Genomic DNA, 18,333 nt, shown 5'->3' with positions numbered 1-18,333 from the left:
CCTGCACAAGCTTCAGAGCAGCTGCAGCCTAGCCGCGCGGCAGCTCGGGGGAGTGCAGCCGGCTCAGCATGCGCTCGGTGTTCAGTGGCGCGCGCCGGTCGAGCAGCGACACGACGACGGTGGTGATCGTTGCGGCGGCGATCGTCCACGCCCCTGGCTGCGCGATCATCGCGGCCGCGGGTCCGGCGTTCGAACCGAGGAGCGTCGAGGCGAAGAGGGCACCCGCGCAGAGCACGGAGCCGACGAGCATGCCCGCGATCGCTCCCCGGGCAGTGAGGCGGCGCCACCAGATGCCGAGCACGATCACCGGCGAGAGCGACGAGGCGGCGAAGACGAACACCGTGCCGACCGACGTGACGAGGCCCTGGGGAACCGTGCCGAGGGCGACGACGAGGGGCACCGCGGTGCAGAACACCGCCGCCCAGCGGAACGAGCGCACGGTGCCGTGGAAGAGGTCCTGGCTGACGACGCTCGAGAGCGACACCACGAGCCCCGACGACGTGCCGAGGAACGCCGCCAGCGCACCCGCGATGACGAGCGCGGTGAGCAGGTCGCCCGCCACGCCCGGGACCAGTCGTGATGGGAGCAGGAGCGCCACCGTGTCGGCGACGCCGGGCTGCGCGAGGTCGGGTGCCGTCGCGCGAGCGACGAGCCCGATCGTGCCCGAGACCATGTAGAAGGCACTGATCATGACGATGACGATCACCGTGGTCCAGCGCGCGGAGGTGCCGGTCGGGCTCGTGTAGAAGCGCACCAGCACGTGCGGCAGGCCGATGGTGCCGAGGAGCAGGGCGATGAGCAGCGACGCAGTGGTGTAGGTGTCGAGTCCGCTCGGGCCGTGTTCACGCGGGAAGACGAGCGCCGGGTCGATGCTCGGCTCGTGGCCGCCGAGTGTGATCAGGAAGAAGACCACGGGCACGGCCAGGGCGGCGAACTTGAGCCAGAACTGGAAGGCCTGCACGTACGTGATCGACCGCATGCCACCCGCCGCAACCGAACCGCTCACCACGACGGCGACGGTCGCCGCGCCCACCCACGGCGGGATGTCGGCGACCACGTTGAGGGCGAGCGCCGCCCCGTGCAGCTGCGGCACGATGTACAGCCAGCCGATGAAGAGCACGAGCACGCTCGTGATCCGCCGCGCGGTGACCGAATCGAGGCGGGCATGGATGAAGTCGGGGATCGTGTACGCGCCGCTCCGGCGCAGGGGAGCGGCGACGAACATGAGCACGAGCAGGTAGCCGGCCGCATAGCCGATGGGGAACCAGAACGCGTCGGATCCCGACAGCAGCACGAGGCCCGACAGCCCGAGGAACGTGCCCGCCGAGAGGTACTCGCCGCTGATCGCCGACGCGTTCCAGATCGGGCGCACCGTGCGCGAGGCGACGAAGAAGTCGCTCGTGGTGCGCGAGATGCGCAGCCCGTAGACGCCGATCGCCGAGGTCACGAGGAGCACGAGCGCGACGGCGCCGATGGCGAGCATGGGGTTCATTCGTGCTCCACGAGTGCCCGGAACCGGCGTTCGGTGCGCATCGCGGCGACCGTGTACGCGACCGCGAACACGATGATGATCGGGTAGTACCCGTAGGCCTGGATGAGCCACGGGATCGGGACTCCGGCGATCGCATGGTCGTGCAGCGCAGGGATCCCGCTGATCACGAACGTGACGAGCACGACGGCCAGCAGGAACGAGACGACGAACACGAGCGCGAGGCGGCCCTGCGCGCGCATCAGGCTCCGTGTGAACAGGGTGTCGGCCTCGCTCACCGGTGGCCTCACGACGCGTGCGAGCGCCTCGGTCCGGCTCGAGGGGCGGTCGACCGAGGTCACCCGCTCCCGCACCGGCCGCCCCGGGGCACGCCGAGGCTCGGGGCTCGGCGTGCCGCCCGAGGCATCCGGCCCGCTCACCGCTCACCCTCCCGAGGTTGCAGGATCGCCTCGCGCACCATCGAGATCGACCGGCGGCTCACCGGGATCTCCTCGCCGGCGACGGTGAGGCTGGGGTGCGAGCCGATGAGCTTCGCCGTCGTGATCGAGTTGCGGGCGACGAGATACGAGCGGTGCACCCGGATGAATCCCGCAGCGCCCCACCGCAGTTCGAGGTCGGAGATCGACTCGCGGATGAGGTGGCTGTCGGTGTCGGTGACGAGCCGCGAGTAGTCGCCCTGCGCCTGTACCCAGCGCACGTCGCTGCGGTGCACGACGCGCATGACGTTGCCGACCCGCACGGGGATGGTCTCGTCGGCGATGGCGTCCGCGGCGTCGGCGCCGGCTGCGGGGGCGGCGATGCCGACGGATGCCGTGGCTCCGGATGCCGCGGCCGCGCCGTGCTCGACGAGGATGCGTCCGACCGCGCGATGCAGCCGCTCCCGGCGGATCGGCTTCAGGATGAAGTCCACCGCCTGGAAGTCGAACGCCTCGACGGCGCCCGCCTCGTCGGCGGTGACGAACACGATCGCCGGGGGCGCGTTGAACCGCGACATCGCTCGGGCGAGGTCGAAGCCCGAGAGACCCGGCATGTGGATGTCGAGGAACGCCGCGTCCACGGCCTGCTCGGCGAGCAGGCGCACGGCTTCGGACCCCGTGGAGGCCCGCCAGATCCGGCCGATCCGGGGATCCCGGCGCAGCAGCAGCTCGAGCTCGTCGAGCACCGGGCGCTCGTCGTCGGCGATGAGCACGTCGATCGTCCGGGTCGCCGCGCCGGCGCCCGCGTCAGCGGCCGTCATCCGCTCATCCTCTCCGTCTCGTTGAAGGGCTGGGACTTGGGGATGCGCATGCGCACCATCGTGCCCGCGCCCGGGTTCGTCTCGACGACCAGGGCATGGTCGTCACCGTAGATGCCGCGCACCCGCGAGTCCACGTTGCGGAGACCGACATGATCGGTGGGCGCGCCGTCGGTGAGCAGCGCCCGGAGCTCGGCGGGCTGCATCCCCACGCCGTCGTCGTCGACCGTGATCTCGGTGTGCGTGCCGTCGTCACGCGCGGCGATCACGATGGTGCCGCCGTGCTCGCGCGGCTCGAGCCCGTGCCGGATGGCGTTCTCGACGAGCGGCTGCAGGCTGAGGAACGGGATCACGGTCGCGAGCGTCTCGGGCGCGATGCGCAGCGTGACGCTGAGCCGCTCCTCGAAACGGGCGCGCTCGAGCTCGACGTAGGAGTGCACGCTCTTGAGCTCCTCGGCCAGGGTCGTGAACTCGCCCTGGCGCCGGAACGTGTACCGGATGAAGTCGGCGAAGTCGAGCAGCAGGTCGCGGGCGCGTTCGGGGTCGGTGCTGATGTACGACGCGATCGCGCCGAGGGCGTTGTAGATGAAGTGCGGGCTGATCTGCGCGCGCAGGGCACGCAGTTCGGCTTCGGCGAGGGCGGCTCGGGATGCCTCGAGCCCGCCGAGCTCGATCTGCGCGCCGCTCCACTTCGCCACCTCGGTGGTGGCGCGCACGAGCGGCGGGCGAACCTTCGCGGCGAACGCGACGATCACCCCGACCACCCGCCCGTTCGCGATGATCGGGGCTCCGACCGCGTCACCGGCCTTCGCCGACAGCAGTTGCCGCTGTCCGGTCTCGATGACGCTCGACGCGAGTTGCCACGCCTCGGGCCCGAGGTCGAGGCGTCCGTCGACCGACACGATGCCGTTCCGGTCGGCGATGGCGATCGCGTCGCTGCCGAGGAGCGCCTTCAGCGACCGCGCCGCCCGATGCACCTCGCCCGTGTCGAGGCCGCCGCGCAGGTGCACGGCGGCCCGCGACGCGAGCGAGAGGGTGCGGAACGTCGCGCGCTCCGCGTCGCTGCCGAGGTCACGCGAACCGCGCGCGAGCCGCCAGGTCAGCAGCGCGAGGAGCGTGAGGACGACGCTGACCGCGGCGACGACGGGAAGCCACACGACATCGACCATGTGCCCTCCTCGTCACGTCAGCAGCAGCGGGCCCCGGGGTTGCGGTCCTGGTCATCCATTCTCTGCTTCCAGAACTCCCGCTCCGTCAGCGGCGGATGCTCCGCGCCATGGTTCGAGTGATGATGCTCGAGGTAGACCCGGTAGGCATTGTCGCCCATCAGGTTGTGGACGTACCACGCGATGCCGCGGCATCCGCGGATCAGCAGGTCGAGGGCGACGGGCGCGCCCGCCCGAACCGCGAGGGTCCGGGCGGGCGGCCGTGCCGTGGTGCCGGCGACGTCGGTCATCAGTGACGCGCCGTCTCGGGCTGCCGGTCGGCCGGCAGGGCGGCCCACTCTCGTTCGAGCGCCTTCTCGGCCTTCGTGGCGATGAGGCCGGCGGGAGCGAAGCGGCGGGATGCCACGGGCGGGTCCTCGTGGTTCTCGCCACCGCCGTTGCGCCACGCCTTCACGGTGGCGATGACCGACGTGATGAGCACGATGATCGCGAGCGTGACGAACACGATCGACAGGGTGCCCTGCACGAGGGTGTTGCGCACGACCGCCTCCATCGCCTCGACCGTCGGGGCCGTGCCGAACGACGTCTCGCCCGCGTCGAGGGCGTTGCGGAACGCGACGTGGTTGGCCCAGTAGCCGACCTGCGGCACCGGCGAGAAGATCTTGTACATCGACGCGGTGATGGTGACGACGGCGGCGAACGCCAACGGCAGGGCCACGATCCAGAGCCACTTGAGGTAGCTCTTGCCGCGCTTGGCGACGATCGCGAGCACCACCGCGAGCGCGATGACCGCGAGCAGCTGGTTCGCGATGCCGAACAGCGGGAAGAACGTGTTGATGCCGCCGAGCGGGTCGGTCACGCCGAGGATCAGGATGTAGCCCCAGCCGGCGACCATGATCGCCGTGGTGATCCACACGCCAGGGCGCCAGGCCGTGTCCTTGAACCGGGGGATGACGTTGCCGATCGAGTCCTGCAGCATGAAGCGCGCGACCCGGGTGCCCGCGTCGACCGCCGTGAGGATGAACAGCGCCTCGAACATGATGGCGAAGTGGTACCAGAAGCCCGCAAGCGCGGCACCGCCGAACGCCTGCTGCATGATCTGCGAGAGGCCGAGCGCGAGGGTCGGCGCGCCACCGGTGCGGGAGACGATCGATTCCTCACCGACGGCGGCCGCGGTGGAGCTGAGCACGTCGGGGGTGAGGTTGACGCCCGTGAGCCCGAGCGAGTTGACGAAGGCCACCGCGCCCTCGACGGTGCCGCCGGTCGCGGCACCCGAGGAGTTCATCGCGAAGTAGATGCCGCGGTCGAGCGAGATCGCGGCGACGAGCGCCATGATCGCCACGAACGACTCCATGAGCATGCCGCCGTAGCCGATGAAGCGCGTCTGGCGCTCCTTCTCGATGAGCTTCGGCGTCGTGCCCGAGGCGATCAGCGCGTGGAACCCCGAGAGGGCGCCACAGGCGATGGTCACGAACAGGAAGGGGAACAGCGGACCCGAGAAGACCGGGCCGAGCTCACCGCCGGCGAACTCGCTGAACGCGGGCACCGAGATCTCGGGGCGCACGAGCACGATGGCGCCGGCCAGCATCACGATGACGCCGATCTTCATGAACGTCGACAGGTAGTCGCGGGGGGCGAGCAGGAGCCACACCGGCAGCACGGCGGCGATGAAGCCGTAGACGATGATGCCCCAGGCGATCGTGGTGCGGTCGAGGTGGAAGACCTCGGCGCCCCACGGGGTCGCGGCGACCCATCCGCCCGCGATGATCGCGGCGAGGAGCAGCACGAAGCCGATGATCGAAACCTCGGTGATGCGGCCGGGGCGGAGGTAGCGCAGGTACACGCCCATGAACAGGGCGATCGGGATCGTCATCGACACGCTGAAGACACCCCACGGGCTCTCGCCGAGGGCGTTGACGACCACCAGCGCGAGGATCGCGATGATGATGAGCATGATGAGCAGCGACGCCACGATCGCGGCGGTGCCGCCGATGCGGCCGAGCTCGTCGCGCGCCATCTGGCCGATGGTGCGGCCGCCGCGGCGCGTGGAGAAGAAGAGCACCAGGTAGTCCTGCACCGCGCCGGCGAGGATGACGCCGACGATGATCCAGATGGTGCCGGGGAGGTAGCCCATCTGCGCCGCGAGCACGGGGCCGACGAGCGGGCCGGCGCCGGCGATCGCGGCGAAGTGGTGGCCGAAGAGCACGCGCCGGTCGGTGGCGTGGTAGTCCTTGCCGTCGGCCTTGGTCTCGGCGGGGGTGGCGCGCCGGTCGTCGGGACGTGCGATGTAGCGCTCGATGACCTTCGCGTAGAAGCGGTAGCCGATGAGGTAGCTGCAGACCGCGGCGAAGACGAACCACATGGCGTTGACGGTCTCGCCGCGCACGATGGCGATCATGGTCCAGGCGACGCCGCCGAGCAGGGCGATGGCGCCCCAGAGCAGGATCTTCGGCCAGGTCCACTTGCGCTCGCGTGCGAGCTCGGCCTCGGGGACGGCCGTGGGGGGAAGGTCGGGGTCGGGCTCGGTGGTCGGTTGCCGGAGTTCGGACGTCATCGGGGATCCTCCTTGGGCGTGGCGTCGTTGCGCACGGCCACGATAGGAGGCGGTTCGAGGGCGCGACATCCGGCGTTCGACGAGCGGCGACTCCGTGCGACGGACGGCCGATTTCTGCGACGAATGGCGCGGTGGCGCGTCGTTCGTCAGGCCGTGACGGCCGCCAGGCTCTCGCGCACGATCCGCAACCCGCGCGCCAGCTCGTCCTCGGAGATGGTGAGGGCCGGAAGGAACTTCAGCACCTGGTCGAAGGCGCCGGATGTCTCGATCACGAGCCCGCGGCGGAACGCCTCCGCCGAGATTCGCCCGGCGAGCATCGGGTCGGTGTCGCAGGCGAGGCCGTACATGAGTCCACGGCCACGCACGACGAAGCCGCGCTCGGAGTTCGCGTCGGCGATGGACTGGAGCTCGGTGCGCAGCAGTTCGGACTTCGCGTTCACCGCGTCGGTGAAGCTCGAATCGGCCCAGTACTCCTCGAGCGCGACGCGCGCCGACACGAAGGCGAGGTTGTTGCCGCGGAACGTGCCCGTGTGCGCCCCGGGCTTCCAGACGTCGACGTCGGGGCGGAGCAGCACGAGCGACATGGGAAGGCCCGAGCCCGAGATCGACTTCGACACCGTGATGAGGTCGGGCACGATGCCCGCGTGCTCGAACGCGAAGAACTTCCCGGTGCGACCGATGCCCGACTGGATCTCATCCAGGATCAGCAGGATGCCGCGGGCCTCGGTGATCTCGCGGAGCCGCTGCAGCCACTGCACGCTCGCGACGTTGATGCCGCCCTCGCCCTGCACGGCCTCGACGATGACGGCAGCGGGCAGGTCGAGCCCGCTGCCGGCGTCGTCGAGCATCCTGCGGAACAGGTCGAGCGTGTCGATGCCCTCGCCGAGGTAGCCGTCGTAGGGGAGCCGGGTCACGTTGTCGAGGGAGACGCCCGCCGCTTCCCGGTAGTGGCTGTTGCCGGTGGCGGAGAGGCCGCCGAGGCTCAAGCCGTGGAACGCGTTCGTGAACGCGACGACGTTCGTGCGCCCGGTGGCAAGGCGGGCGACCTTGAGCGCCGCCTCCACCGCGTTCGCGCCGGTCGGACCGGTGAACTGCAGCTTGTGGTCGAGGCCGCGCGGGGCCAGCACGAGCCGCTCGAACGACTCGATGAAGGCCTTCTTGGCCGAGGTGGCCATGTCGAGTCCGTGGATGATGCCATCGCGCTCGAGGTACTCGATGAGGGCCCGCGTGAACAGCGGGTTGTTGTGGCCGTAGTTCAGCACCCCGGCTCCGGCGAAGAAGTCGAGGAACTCCCGGCCGTCGGCCGCGACGAGCGTGGAGCCGCGCGCGCTGTCGAAGACCACGGGGAACGAGCGGATGTATCCGCGCACCTCCGACTCGCGCCGGTCGAAGGTGTCGAGGTTCGCAGCGTCGCTCATGGCGCGGGGCTCCTTTTCGAGGGTGCGGGCGGTGCCTACGAGCCTAGATCCTCTCGCCTGAGCGAATGCGCGACGTCGACGTGTGCTGTTGGATCGCGGGAGACGACGGAGTCCTCGGTCCGCCGAGCTCAGCGGTAGAACCCCTCACGCAGGTTGATGCCGTGTTCGACCCAGGCCTTGAGCGCACTGAGCATGCCGGTCCAGCCCTCGCAGTTGCCGAACGCCGCCTTCGCTCCCTCTGGGGTGGGCCGCCAGGACGATTCCGTGATGGTCACGAGTGTGCGGGTGTCGTCGTCGATCGGTTCGAACTCGAACACCGTTCGGGTGGTGCCGTTCTCACCTTTGGTCGCGTCACCGCTCCACTCGATGACGATGCGGCGGGGCGGCTCGTCCTCGACGACCGTGACGGGGAACGCGCCGGGGAAGTCGGCGAAGTCCCAGGTGACCTCGGTGCCCCGTTCGAGGCGCCCACGAGCGCCGCCGGTGGTGAAGTACCGCGAGAGCTGGTCGGGATCCGCGACCGCCTCGTACACCTCTGCGCACGGACGGGCGACACGCCCGGACACGGTGAAGGACAGTTCGGTGAGCGAAGTTCCATCAGTCATGTTGTATTTTTACAACATGTCTGGACCAGCTGACAAGGGCGCCGATGACGATCTGGTGTTCAAGGCCCTCGCTTCGCCGGTGCGTCGGCGCATGCTGGATGCACTCAAGGCGACGGCGCACACAACGGGTTCGCTCTGTGCGGTGCTGCCCCAACTCGACCGCACCACCGTGCTCCAGCACCTGCGCGTGCTGGAGCAGGCCGGGCTCGTGACGGGTAGGAAGGTCGGACGGGAGCGGCACCTCTCGCTCGCGCCGCTCCCGATCAAGCGCATCCACGACCGCTGGATCGGCGAGTACATGCGCGCCGCCGTCGACCTTCTCGACCGCCTGGACGATGCGTGATTCGACCGCGTCCACGAGGGCGCGCATGGCTCAGGACGCGCGGCGCAGCGGCATCCGTGCGAACTCGGCGCCCATGCGGCGCGCGGCGTCGTGGGCGGCCGCCCGTCCGGGCTCGGGGTCGGCGATCGCGAGGTTCGGCCGGAACGTGATGGATGAGACATCCGTGATGCCGGCCCAGTTCAGCCAGTCCTCGAAGTAGGGCTGCTGGAAGTCGCTGCCGAACGCGCGCGGCCGGCCATGGCCGTAGACGGCGCTCGTGTACACGACGGCGGCGCGGCGGCCTTCGACGAGTCCGGAATAGCCCGTCTCCGGGTCGAACCCGAAGACCATGCCGGGCTGGCTGACGACGTCGATGAACTGCTTGGCGATGTACGGGATGCCGGCGTTCCACATCGGCAGGCTGAACAGGTAGAGGTCGGCCGCAGCGAACCGCTCGAACGCGAGGCGTGCGCGGTGCCACGCGGATTCCTGGGGGCCGACCGGCTGCTCACCGGCGAACACACGCATCTTCGCCCCGGCGCCGTCGGGCCCGAAGTCGGGCAGTGAGCCGTCCCACAGGTTCCATTCGTCGATGGATGCCCCGGGGTTCGCCTCACGGAAGGCGTCGACGAACGTGCGGGCGATCGCGAGTGATTCGGATGCCTCGCCGCGGGGCGACGCGGAGATGTGGAGGAGGGTGGTCACGGTTCGATCCTTTCTTGCGTGCGGACGCACATAAATCTGCTGACCGAAACGATAACATGTATGTGCGCACGCACACAATCTCGGCTACGATGTCGGCATGCCGAAGCCGAGCGATGCCGAACGAGCCTGGGAGGCGCTGCTGCGCCTGCATGCCGCGCTGCTGCCCCGACTCGACCGCGCCGTCTCGCGCGACGGTGGCATGCCGCTCGGCTGGTACGACGTGCTGCTCGAGCTCAGCGATGGGGGCGGCCGCCTCACCATGGGCCAGCTCGCCGACCGGGTCGTGCTGAGTCGCACGCGCGTGAGCCGGCTCGTCGACGAGTTGACCGCCGCGGGGCTCGTGGGCCGAGAACCGAATCCCGGCGACGGCCGATCGGCCTTCGCCGTACTCACCGCTGAGGGGCGTCGCAGGTTCCTCGTCGCGGCGCGCGCGTACCTGCCGGCGATCGACCGTGAGTTCGCGCCGGTCGACGCTGGGCGGCTCGCCGAGATCGCCGACGGACTCGAGGCGGTGCTCGAGGCGGTGACGGGGGAGCCCGCGCGCGAGCGTCGCGGCCGTCGGTAACGGCGCTGGCGCGGCATCCGCTCGTCCGTTGACCGCTGCGCTGGCGACGCGGCCGCGGCTACCCTGAGCGCAAGCGTGCACGCCGTCCGGCGTGCCCACGCATGAGGGGAAGAGGGGGACGACCGATGGAGATCACCGACAACGGGCCCGAGCCGAACGCGTTCGACATCGAGGCGGCGACGCAGGAGAACGACGAGTACCGCGTCGTGGCGTGGACCGGCACGTATCTGCAGGTCACGCTGATGTCCATTCCCGTGGGGGAGTCGATCGGCCTCGAGGTGCATCCGGAGACGGATCAGTTCCTGCGGCTGGATGCCGGGCGCGGGCGTGTGCGGATGGGGCCGTCGAAGGACGATCTCACCTTCGAGCAGGACGTCTGGGACGGCTGGAGCATCCAGGTGCCGGCCGGCACCTGGCACGACGTCGAGAACACCGGCGACGAACCGCTGCGGCTCTACGCCGTCTACGCGCCCGTACACCACGCGCCCGGCATCGTGCAGGAGACCGACGAGGACGCGGAGCGCGACGAGGCCGCGGGCGTCGACGAGCCACCGTCGTGGAGCGTCCAGCCGCCGAAGTCCGAGCCCGACCAGCACGCGTGAGCTGAAGCGGATCCCGCGTCAACCCGCGCAGCTGGCCTCAGTCTCGCGGTTGGATATCGACGTCGGGTGGCCCCGGCGGAACCTCGGGCACCCCGACGTCAAGAATCATCTCGACCATCCGAATGGCCCGTTCGGGAAGCGGCGGCGTCTCGCCGCTGCTGCAGGAACGCCCGAACCTCGGGCTCGCGGCTGAGTTCGATCGCGCGGTCGTATGCGGCGACCGCCTCCATCGGGCGGCCCGCCCGCACCAGCAGATCGGCCCGGGTCGCCCACCACGGCTGGAACGCGTCGCCGCCCGGCGGCAACGCGGCGAGACCGGCTGCCGCGACATCCGTTCGCCCGATGACGGCGGCGAGTGCGACGCGGGAACCGAGACTCGGGGCGACGCGCACGAGCGCGGTGTAGAGCTGCCGCAGCGCCGCCCAGTCGATGGCGTCCGTGCGCCGTCGTTCGAGATGCACCGCCTGGATGGCCGCTTCGAGTTCGAAGCGGCCGGGTGCGGTCGACGGGTCGCTGCGAAGTGCGGCCGCCCGGCGAAGGTGCGCCTCGCCCTCGTCGATCGACGCGGCATCCCAGAGCGCCGGGTCCTGCTCGTCGAGCGGCACGTAGGGCCCGGTGCGCGGTCGGGCGAGCGAGAGCGTGACGAGTGCCGCGAGTGCCCACGCTTCGGGTTCGCGCTCGAGGAGCCCGGCGAGCGTGACCGCGAGATATCGGGCTTCGCCGGCGAGCGAGTCGGCGTCGTCGCGCCACGTGATGGCGGCGCATCCGTACACCGCCTCGAGCACCGCCGGCAGCCGTTCGGGCATGACCCGCCGATCGGGCACGATGAACGGGATGCGGGCGCGCGCGATGCGCCGCTTCGCGCGCACGAGCCGCTGCGCCATCGTGGCGGCGGGCACCGCGTACGCCTCGGCGATCTGCGCGGCGTCGAAGCCGAGTACCGCCTGGAGGATGAGCGGGGTGCGTACGGCCGGGTCGATGGCGGGGTGCGCGCACGCGAAGCACAGCTCCAGCCGTCGATCGGGGATGCGGAGCGGATCGATGCCGTCGAACGGGTCGAGTCCAGCGGATGCCGCCGCGAGGCCCGTGTCGAGGTCGTCGCCGAGCGGCACCGTGGTGCGCGTCGCCGACGACTTCCACACGTCGCGCTGCCGGTTGCGAGCCACGGTGATGAGCCAGCCCTCGGGATTGTGGGGCACGCCGGCCACCGGCCAGCGTTCGAGTGCGGTGGTGAACGCGTCGGCGAGGGCGTCCTCGGCGAGCGCGAGGTCGCCGTTGCCGGCGGCGAGCACCGCGACGAGGCGGCCGTACGATTCGCGGGCCGCGTGCGCCGCGGCGGTGTGGGCGGCGTCGGCGTTCGCCCGATTCAGGCGTTCGCCGTCCACACGCCGTCCACGGTGTGGGTCGCGCCGGGGCGTATCTCGACCGCACCGCCCCAGTCGAGCGCGGGCGCCTGCCCCGCCCAGTCGAGAGCGGCGTCGAGGTCGGGCACGTCGATGACGATGGTGCCGCCGAGCTGCTCCTTGGTGTCGACGAACGGGCCGTCCTGCACGTGCAGCGCGTCGCCCGATCGGCGCACGGTCGTCGCGACGTCCGTCGGCTGCAGGACCTCGGCGGCCACCAGCACCCCTGCAGCGTGCAGCGTCGCGGCATACGCCGACATCCGCCGCATACCCTCGGCGATCACGTCGTCGCCGATCGTGTCCGGCGATTCCTCGGCGTAGTGCAGCAGCAGCGTGTAGCGCATCATGACCCCCGGCCGTATCAGCGAACAGCGTAGTGGGCGATGACCACGCCGGTCGTGGTCGGCACCGTGCGCAGCAGCTCGAGCTCGAATCGCGACGAAGCGAACAGGGTCGCGCCGTTGCCGAGGACGAGGGGATGCCGCAGCAGCACCAGCTCGTCGACGAGCCCCGCGTCGAGCAGCGCCCGCACGAGCTCACCGCTGCCGAGCACCGTGATGGTGCCGTCGACCGTGCGGCGCAGCTCGCCGACGGTCTCGGACGCGTCGCCGGGGAGCAGCGTCGAGTTCGGGTACGCGAGACGGAGGTCGCGGTTGCGTGAGACCACGTACTTCGGCGTGTTCACCAACGCATCGGTGAACGGGTTGGGCTCGGGGGTCGTCGTCCAGAATCCGAGCAGGTCCTCGTAGGTACGCCGTCCGAACAGCATCGCGCCGCCGCTCGACATGCGCTCGGCTGCGAATTGTCCGGCAACCTCATCCTGGTACGGCAGCGCCCACCCGCCGTCGGAGAATCCGCCGCGGGTGTCCTCGTCGGGGCGGCCGGGCGCCTGCATGACGCCGTCGAGCGTGACGCTCTCGAACGCGGTGATGGTGGCCATGGTGTGCTCCTGTCCCGGGCGCCGAATGCGGCCCGTCACTCCATGAACGAGCGACGAGCCGGTCGATCGACACCCATGACGCCGATTCTCGCGGGAGTGTCACAACCTCGACTCGAGCGGTGTCTTCATGTCGAGCACACCGACTCTGGAGGAGCAATGGACAGCACTCGGCGTAGTCTCCACGTTATGACCGACGACCCTTTCGTCACCCATCGCAACCTGCTCTTCACGGTCGCGTACGAGATGCTCGGCTCCGCTGTCGACGCCGAGGATGTGCTGCAGGAGTCGTGGCTGCGGTGGTCGGCCGTCGACCAGTCCCAGGTTCGCGAGCCGCGAGCGTATCTCGTTCGCATCGTCACGCGGCAGGCGCTGAACCAGCTGCGCACGGTCTCGCGCAGGCGTGAGGACTACGTGGGCGAGTGGCTGCCCGAGCCGCTGCTCACCAGCCCGGATGTCGCCGACGACGTCGAGCTCGCCGAGAGCGTCTCGATGGCGATGCTCACCGTGCTCGAGACGCTCGCCCCCACCGAGCGGGCGGTCTTCGTGCTGCGCGAGGTGTTCGACGTGCCCTACGACGAGATCGCGGATGCCATCGACAAGACGCCGGCCGCGGTACGGCAGATCGCCCACCGCGCGAAGGACCACGTCGCCGCTCGCCGCCCGCGCGTGAGCGTGGATCCGAGCGAGCAGGAGGAGGTGCTCGCGCGCTTCCTCACCGCGGTCAATACCGGTGACCTGCAGGGACTCATGGACGTGCTCGCGCCCGACGTCGTGTCCGTCGCCGACGGCGGCGGCAAGGTCCGCGGCGCAGCGCGGCGGCCGATCGTCGGCGCCGAGAAGCTGGCGGCCTACCTGCTCGGGGGCATGGCGAAGGCCGGCGTGCAGCTCGTTTCCACTCCTACGTGGCTGAACGGCGCGCCCGGCGCCCGGATCGAGGTCGAGGGCAAGCTCGTCGGCGCGATCACCGTGGCGGTCGAGCACGGCCGGATCACCCGCATCTACAGCGTCGTGAACCCCGACAAGCTGGCCAGCCTCGACGCCGAGGCGCCGCTGACACGGTAGAGGCATCCGTCATTCTGGGTGGTTGCCGGCCGAGCCGTTGATGGTGAACGGGGTGGTGACGCGGTCGTACATGACGTGGGCGATGAGGCCGTCGACGGCGTGCGGGAGGGTGTGGCAGTGGTCGGACCAGATGCCCGGGTTGTCGGCGACGAAGGCGATGTCGTACGACTCGCCGGGCCGCACGTCGAGCGAGTCGACCCACCACGGGCTGCCGGATGCCGCGACACCGTCCCGCGACAGCACCACGATGTGGTGGCCGTGCAGGTGCATCGGGTGGACGTCGCCGGAGTCGTTGCGGAGCCGCATCGTGACGAGGTCGCCCTCGGACACGTCGAACATCGGCACATCGGGGAACATGCGGCCGTTGATCGTCCAGAAGTTCCCGGGGCGACCGTCGATCACGCCGAAGCGGCGCGCGATCACGTAGTCGTAGGACCGGTCGGGTGAGGTCGGGTCGAATCCCAGTGGCGTCGACGTTCCGTAGGCGAGCAGGTCCACCGTCTCGGAGGGCTGGCGGACCGGTGGGGCGGATGCCGCGGGGTCGCCGATCACGATGCTGCGCGCTCCGCCGACATGCAGCCGCACCGCACCGCCGTGGTGCGGCGCCCGCACCGCGACATCCGCTCGCCCACCGGCAGGGATGAGCAGCCGTTGCCCGTCGACGTCGGTGGGTCCGTTCACGTCGTGTCCGTCGATCGCGGCCACCCGGTATGGGGCATCCGACCAGACCGCGGCGGTGCCCTGATCGGTGTTGATCACCCGCACCCGTGCCGTCTCGCCGGGCGACACGTCGACGCGTTCGTCGTCGACCCGGCCGTTCAGCGTGTGCTGCCCGCCGTACACGTGCAGCAGCGCGGTGACGTCGGCCGCGGCATCCGTGGACGTCGCCGACGTGGCCGCGGGGTCGATGATGATCGCGCCGAGCAGGCCGCGCACCACCTGGTCGTGCGACACCTGATGCGAGTGATACCAGTAGGTGCCGGCATCGGTTGCCTCGAACCGGTACACGTGCCGGCCGCCGACCGGGACCGCGTCCTGGGTGATGCCCGCGACCCCGTCGGCCGCGTTCGGCACGTCGATCCCATGCCAGTGCAACGTCGCTCCGTCGGCCACCGACTCGTTCACGAACGTCACCTCGACGAGGTCGCCCTGCCGGGCGCGCACCTCCGGACCCGGCGACGAGCCGTTCACGGTGTACCCCTCGACGGCGCGGCCACCCGGCACCTGGATCGTCTCCTGCCGGGCGACGAGCTCCACCCGCACATCCGCGGGACGGTCAGGATCGGCCGTCAACGAGGTCACACTCACCTCGCCGGCCGCGGCGCCGGCCCCGGCCCCGGCGCCCGTGCCCGTGCCATGGCCGCCGTGCCCGCCCTCGGCGGCCCCGGCCCCCATGTCCATCACCGAGTACTCGCCGAGCAGCGTCGAGCTCCACGCGAGCGCGCCCGCGCCGAGCGCCGTGGCGACGGCGACGGCGAGGGCGCTTCGGCGCACCAGCTCACGCCTCGACGGCATCGGACTTCGCCTCCTCGGAGGTCGTCGGCGACGCAGTGGCGGCCTCCTGCCGCGGCATCCGACGCATGCGCAGCGCCGCGACCGACGCGGCGGCGACGACCGCAAGCGCGTTGGCCCCGTGGATCAGCCCGAGATACGGCACGTCGGTGATCGAGAACCCCAGCGTCACCTGCAGCACCACGAGTCCGAAGACGATCGCCGCCCACAGCTTCGCGCCGCGCACTCGGACGAGGAACGAGACCACGAGCAGCGCGAGCGCGATCAGCGGGATGAGGACGCCGCCCACGAGACCGTGGATCATGAACCCGAGTTCGCCGACGCCGCCCGCCTGGAAGCTCTCGAGGAGCGCCTTGTCGACGACGCCGCCCTCCGACACGAGGTTCAACATGCCGCCGAACGCGAACGCGATCGCGGCGGCCTGCACGACGACCGCCCCTGCGACGGTCCAGGCGAGGCCGGTGTAGAGCTTGCGCATGATGCCTTCTCCTTCGTGCGGCGCCGGTCGGCGGCATCCGCTCGACCCTCACGTTCGTCGCCGGCGCCGGTCGCCGGAACGCTGTGAACCGGATGCCGCGTGGCGGCACACCGCACGCCAACTGGGGGCTGGCCGCTAAGGGCTGTCGGGGGTGGCCCTCTCCCGTCCGGGGCCCGGGGGGAGGACCATGGGAGTGTGCTCCGCAGATGGGGATGGCTCGCAGCTCTGGCGCCGCTCGGGGCGGTGTCGGTGGCCTACGTCGTCATCGTCCGCGGGTTCGTCGCCGGGGAGGCCGCCGTCGGTCTCGTCTGGCCGCTGCTCGGCATCCTTCCCCTGTTCGTGTTCGGGATCTGGCTGCTCACGGTGTCGACGGCGCGGTCGGCGTTGTTCATCGCGTGGACGGCGACGGCGATCGCGATCGGGGCGGCGTCCGAGACGTTCTTGAGCGTGAACCCCGACGTGCTGCGGGAACCGTGGTTCCCCCTGTTCAACATCCTCGGGCTGACCGCCGAGTCGATCGCCTCTGCGGCGTTCATCAGCATGTTCGCGACGTTCCCCACGGGTATCCCCGAGCGGCGGTGGCAGCGCATCGCCGTCGGGTTCATCTGGGTGCCGGTCGTGGTCGCACCGCTGTCGCTCGTCGTCACCTCGAACGTGCTCACGCCGACGTCGTCCCACGAGGTGCCTGGCGCGGAGATCCCGAATCCGCTCGCCGTGCCTGCGCTCGCATGGGCGGCCCCCGCGGTCGAATGGATCGTCTACGTCTGGCCGGCGGTCTTCCTCGGACTGGCGGTGCTGCTCTCGCGGGCGTTCTTCGGCGACGTCGCCATGCGGGCGCGGATCCGCATCATGACGTGGGTCGTCCTCGCGCTCGTCATCAGCTGGTCGCTCTGGATGTTCGTGCCGAATCCGGCCGTCGAGTTCGCGGTGTTCATAACCCTGGCGGCGATCCCGGTGGCGGCGGTCCACGGCATTCTGCGATACGGCGCCTTCGACATCGCGCCGGGCGCCCGTGCGCAGTTCGTCGCGCGGTCGTCGAACGTGCTCATCACCGTGCTGTACGCCATCGCCGTCGCCGCGCCGGGACTCCTGCTGTCCGAATCGTCGACCGTGATCGGCGCCGTGCTGCTCACGACGCTCGTCGCGGTCGGCCTCCTTCCCCTGCGCGGGTGGTTGCAGCGACGCATCCACCGCCTGGTGTTCGGCGACCGTGACCGGCAGTTCGGTATGCTCAGCGAGCTCGGCACGCGCCTCGAACAGGCCGGAGAGCCGCGCGACCTGCTCACGCACCTGGCCGAGGCGGTACGCGACGGTCTCGACGCGTCGTGGGTTCGCATCCGGTTGCTCGCGACGGATGGCACGCTCACGGAGTCGCTCTCGGGGGTCGCCGGCTCGGCGGTCGGCGAGCCCGCGGAGTCGGTCGACCTCGTCCACGCCGACGAGACGCTCGGCCGCGTCGAGGTCGGACCGCGGCGCCGCGGGGAGTACAGCGACGTCGAGCGCGCCGTCCTGCGCACGGTCGCCGGCCAGGCGGCGGCATCCGTCGCCAACGTGCGGCTCACCGCGGAGCTCGCCACGCAGCTCCACGAACTCACCGCGTCGCGGGAGCGGCTCGTCGCCGTGCAGGACGACGAGCGCCGTCGCCTCGAGCGCGACCTGCACGACGGCATCCAGCAGAACGTGGTCGCCCAGATCGCGGGGCTCCGCCTGGCGCGCAACCGGCTGCAGCGCGGCGAGCTCACACCCGAAGAGCTCGCCGGCCTGCAGGACCAGGCGCGGGACACGCTCACCGACTTGCGCGAGATCGCCCGCGGTATCCACCCGCCGGTGCTCAGCGACAACGGGCTCGTCGCCGCGGTCGAGTCGGGGGTGGCTCGGTTCCCCATCCCGTTGACGGTCGAGGCTGATGCCGTGGTGCGATCGGAGCGATACTCCGACGACGTCGAGACCACGGCGTACTACGTGGTGCGCGAGGCGCTCGCCAACACTGCGAAGCACGCGAACGCGACCCACGCGTCGGTCGGCCTCGCCCGCGCCGACGGCCACCTTCGCATCGCGATCACCGATGACGGCTGCGGCATCGACCTGCCCACGGCGGGCTCGACCGCCCACGGGGGACTCGCGAACATCCGCGACCGGGTGGCCGCCGTACGGGGAACGATGGTCGTCGCCGCGAATGGGTCCTCGGGCACGCGCGTGCTCGTCGAACTGCCGATCGACCGGGTGAGCGGTCCGATCGGTGAACGGGAGGGCGAGTCCGTTGGCTGAGGCGCTGGAC

19 protein-coding genes are annotated in these 18,333 nt (G+C 70.7%); 5 read left to right on the top strand and 14 right to left on the bottom strand.

Translation table 11 applies throughout. The features are described 5' to 3' along the window. Positions 1-28: 28 nt before the first annotated feature. The 8 genes from AB0K73_RS17720 to AB0K73_RS17685 all read right to left on the bottom strand — a co-directional run bounded on the left by AB0K73_RS17720 (position 29) and on the right by AB0K73_RS17685 (position 8,466). The gene (locus tag AB0K73_RS17720; RefSeq protein WP_360516144.1) at positions 29-1,492 is read right to left on the bottom strand and encodes a cation acetate symporter; all 1,464 of its coding nucleotides are present in this window, start codon (positions 1,490-1,492) and stop codon (positions 29-31) included. Beyond that, positions 1,489-1,908 carry a heavy metal transporter gene (locus AB0K73_RS17715; RefSeq protein WP_360516141.1) on the bottom strand — a complete coding sequence of 140 codons (420 nt, stop codon included), beginning with the start codon at positions 1,906-1,908 and terminating at the stop codon, positions 1,489-1,491. Before AB0K73_RS17715 ends, AB0K73_RS17720 begins: the two co-directional genes overlap by 4 nt. Then, complete coding sequence (locus tag AB0K73_RS17710) at positions 1,905-2,726, bottom strand: response regulator transcription factor (RefSeq protein ID WP_360516138.1); 822 nt, start codon at positions 2,724-2,726, stop codon at positions 1,905-1,907. The genes AB0K73_RS17715 and AB0K73_RS17710 overlap by 4 nt, the downstream gene beginning before the upstream one ends. Further along, the gene (locus AB0K73_RS17705; protein ID WP_360516135.1) at positions 2,723-3,892 is read right to left on the bottom strand and encodes a histidine kinase; all 1,170 of its coding nucleotides are present in this window, start codon (positions 3,890-3,892) and stop codon (positions 2,723-2,725) included. The genes AB0K73_RS17710 and AB0K73_RS17705 overlap by 4 nt, the downstream gene beginning before the upstream one ends. 17 nt (positions 3,893-3,909) lie before the next feature. Next, a complete protein-coding gene (locus AB0K73_RS17700) occupies positions 3,910-4,179 on the bottom strand; it encodes a YbdD/YjiX family protein (protein WP_360516132.1) in 270 nt (89 codons plus the stop codon). After that, positions 4,179-6,443 carry a carbon starvation CstA family protein gene (locus AB0K73_RS17695; protein ID WP_360516129.1) on the bottom strand — a complete coding sequence of 755 codons (2,265 nt, stop codon included), beginning with the start codon at positions 6,441-6,443 and terminating at the stop codon, positions 4,179-4,181. The genes AB0K73_RS17700 and AB0K73_RS17695 overlap by 1 nt, the downstream gene beginning before the upstream one ends. A 146-nt stretch (positions 6,444-6,589) precedes the next feature. Further along, a complete protein-coding gene (gene ectB, locus AB0K73_RS17690) occupies positions 6,590-7,861 on the bottom strand; it encodes a diaminobutyrate--2-oxoglutarate transaminase (protein ID WP_360516126.1) in 1,272 nt (423 codons plus the stop codon). Between the two features lie 128 nt (positions 7,862-7,989). Next, on the bottom strand, positions 7,990-8,466 hold the full coding sequence (locus AB0K73_RS17685; protein WP_360516123.1) for an SRPBCC family protein: 477 nt from the start codon (positions 8,464-8,466) through the stop codon (positions 7,990-7,992). Between the two features lie 16 nt (positions 8,467-8,482). Between AB0K73_RS17685 and AB0K73_RS17680 the strand changes: the two genes are divergently transcribed. Continuing rightward, positions 8,483-8,809, top strand: a complete 327-nt coding sequence (locus AB0K73_RS17680; RefSeq protein ID WP_360516120.1) for a metalloregulator ArsR/SmtB family transcription factor — start codon at positions 8,483-8,485, stop codon at positions 8,807-8,809. A gap of 30 nt (positions 8,810-8,839) precedes the next feature. On the opposite strand, the gene AB0K73_RS17675 is transcribed toward AB0K73_RS17680, so the two are convergent. Then, positions 8,840-9,493: an NAD(P)H-dependent oxidoreductase gene (locus AB0K73_RS17675; protein WP_360516117.1), complete on the bottom strand. Its 654-nt coding sequence runs from the start codon at positions 9,491-9,493 to the stop codon at positions 8,840-8,842. Positions 9,494-9,590: 97 nt separating this feature from the next. Between AB0K73_RS17675 and AB0K73_RS17670 the strand changes: the two genes are divergently transcribed. Next, complete coding sequence (locus tag AB0K73_RS17670; RefSeq protein WP_360516114.1) at positions 9,591-10,058, top strand: helix-turn-helix domain-containing protein; 468 nt, start codon at positions 9,591-9,593, stop codon at positions 10,056-10,058. Positions 10,059-10,183: 125 nt separating this feature from the next. Further along, positions 10,184-10,660 (top strand): cupin domain-containing protein, encoded by a 477-nt coding sequence (locus tag AB0K73_RS17665; RefSeq protein WP_360516111.1) that lies wholly within the window; start codon positions 10,184-10,186, stop codon positions 10,658-10,660. A gap of 98 nt (positions 10,661-10,758) precedes the next feature. On the opposite strand, the gene AB0K73_RS17660 is transcribed toward AB0K73_RS17665, so the two are convergent. Genes AB0K73_RS17660 through AB0K73_RS17650 form a run of 3 tightly spaced genes read right to left on the bottom strand, consistent with a single transcriptional unit; the run spans position 10,759 to position 13,003 of the window. After that, a complete protein-coding gene (locus AB0K73_RS17660; protein WP_360516108.1) occupies positions 10,759-12,045 on the bottom strand; it encodes a DUF6596 domain-containing protein in 1,287 nt (428 codons plus the stop codon). Next, complete coding sequence (locus AB0K73_RS17655) at positions 12,027-12,410, bottom strand: YciI family protein (protein WP_360516105.1); 384 nt, start codon at positions 12,408-12,410, stop codon at positions 12,027-12,029. Before AB0K73_RS17655 ends, AB0K73_RS17660 begins: the two co-directional genes overlap by 19 nt. Positions 12,411-12,424: 14 nt before the next feature. Next, entirely contained in the window at positions 12,425-13,003 is a 579-nt protein-coding gene (locus AB0K73_RS17650; RefSeq protein ID WP_360516102.1) for a dihydrofolate reductase family protein, read from the bottom strand. Between the two features lie 186 nt (positions 13,004-13,189). Between AB0K73_RS17650 and AB0K73_RS17645 the strand changes: the two genes are divergently transcribed. Further along, complete coding sequence (locus tag AB0K73_RS17645; protein WP_360516099.1) at positions 13,190-14,065, top strand: RNA polymerase sigma-70 factor; 876 nt, start codon at positions 13,190-13,192, stop codon at positions 14,063-14,065. A gap of 9 nt (positions 14,066-14,074) precedes the next feature. Here the strand turns inward: AB0K73_RS17645 and AB0K73_RS17640 are convergent, their stop codons facing one another. Together AB0K73_RS17640 and AB0K73_RS17635 are read right to left on the bottom strand one after the other, a co-directional pair. Next, complete coding sequence (locus AB0K73_RS17640) at positions 14,075-15,559, bottom strand: multicopper oxidase family protein (RefSeq protein WP_360516096.1); 1,485 nt, start codon at positions 15,557-15,559, stop codon at positions 14,075-14,077. Between the two features lie 4 nt (positions 15,560-15,563). Continuing rightward, on the bottom strand, positions 15,564-16,055 hold the full coding sequence (locus tag AB0K73_RS17635) for a hypothetical protein (protein WP_360516093.1): 492 nt from the start codon (positions 16,053-16,055) through the stop codon (positions 15,564-15,566). A gap of 195 nt (positions 16,056-16,250) precedes the next feature. Between AB0K73_RS17635 and AB0K73_RS17630 the strand changes: the two genes are divergently transcribed. Further along, entirely contained in the window at positions 16,251-18,323 is a 2,073-nt protein-coding gene (locus tag AB0K73_RS17630; protein WP_360516090.1) for a sensor histidine kinase, read from the top strand. Positions 18,324-18,333: the final 10 nt, after the last annotated feature.

Source organism: Agromyces sp. NPDC052230 (genome assembly GCF_040679595.1).
Classification (GTDB): Bacteria; Actinomycetota; Actinomycetes; order Actinomycetales; family Microbacteriaceae; genus Agromyces.
The sequence above is the reverse complement of the archived record's forward strand: the minus strand, read 5'-3'. Positions and strand labels throughout refer to the sequence as shown.

Coding starts and splice junctions, on each gene's coding strand:
- AB0K73_RS17720 (WP_360516144.1), bottom strand. CDS start 1,492: ATGAACCCCATGCTCGCCATCGGCGCCGTCGCGCTCGTGCTCCTCGTG.
- AB0K73_RS17710 (WP_360516138.1), bottom strand. CDS start 2,726: ATGACGGCCGCTGACGCGGGCGCCGGCGCGGCGACCCGGACGATCGAC.
- AB0K73_RS17705 (WP_360516135.1), bottom strand. CDS start 3,892: ATGGTCGATGTCGTGTGGCTTCCCGTCGTCGCCGCGGTCAGCGTCGTC.
- AB0K73_RS17700 (WP_360516132.1), bottom strand. CDS start 4,179: ATGACCGACGTCGCCGGCACCACGGCACGGCCGCCCGCCCGGACCCTC.
- AB0K73_RS17695 (WP_360516129.1), bottom strand. CDS start 6,443: ATGACGTCCGAACTCCGGCAACCGACCACCGAGCCCGACCCCGACCTT.
- ectB (WP_360516126.1), bottom strand. CDS start 7,861: ATGAGCGACGCTGCGAACCTCGACACCTTCGACCGGCGCGAGTCGGAG.
- AB0K73_RS17685 (WP_360516123.1), bottom strand. CDS start 8,466: ATGACTGATGGAACTTCGCTCACCGAACTGTCCTTCACCGTGTCCGGG.
- AB0K73_RS17680 (WP_360516120.1), top strand. CDS start 8,483: ATGTCTGGACCAGCTGACAAGGGCGCCGATGACGATCTGGTGTTCAAG.
- AB0K73_RS17670 (WP_360516114.1), top strand. CDS start 9,591: ATGCCGAAGCCGAGCGATGCCGAACGAGCCTGGGAGGCGCTGCTGCGC.
- AB0K73_RS17665 (WP_360516111.1), top strand. CDS start 10,184: ATGGAGATCACCGACAACGGGCCCGAGCCGAACGCGTTCGACATCGAG.
- AB0K73_RS17655 (WP_360516105.1), bottom strand. CDS start 12,410: ATGATGCGCTACACGCTGCTGCTGCACTACGCCGAGGAATCGCCGGAC.
- AB0K73_RS17650 (WP_360516102.1), bottom strand. CDS start 13,003: ATGGCCACCATCACCGCGTTCGAGAGCGTCACGCTCGACGGCGTCATG.
- AB0K73_RS17645 (WP_360516099.1), top strand. CDS start 13,190: ATGACCGACGACCCTTTCGTCACCCATCGCAACCTGCTCTTCACGGTC.
- AB0K73_RS17635 (WP_360516093.1), bottom strand. CDS start 16,055: ATGCGCAAGCTCTACACCGGCCTCGCCTGGACCGTCGCAGGGGCGGTC.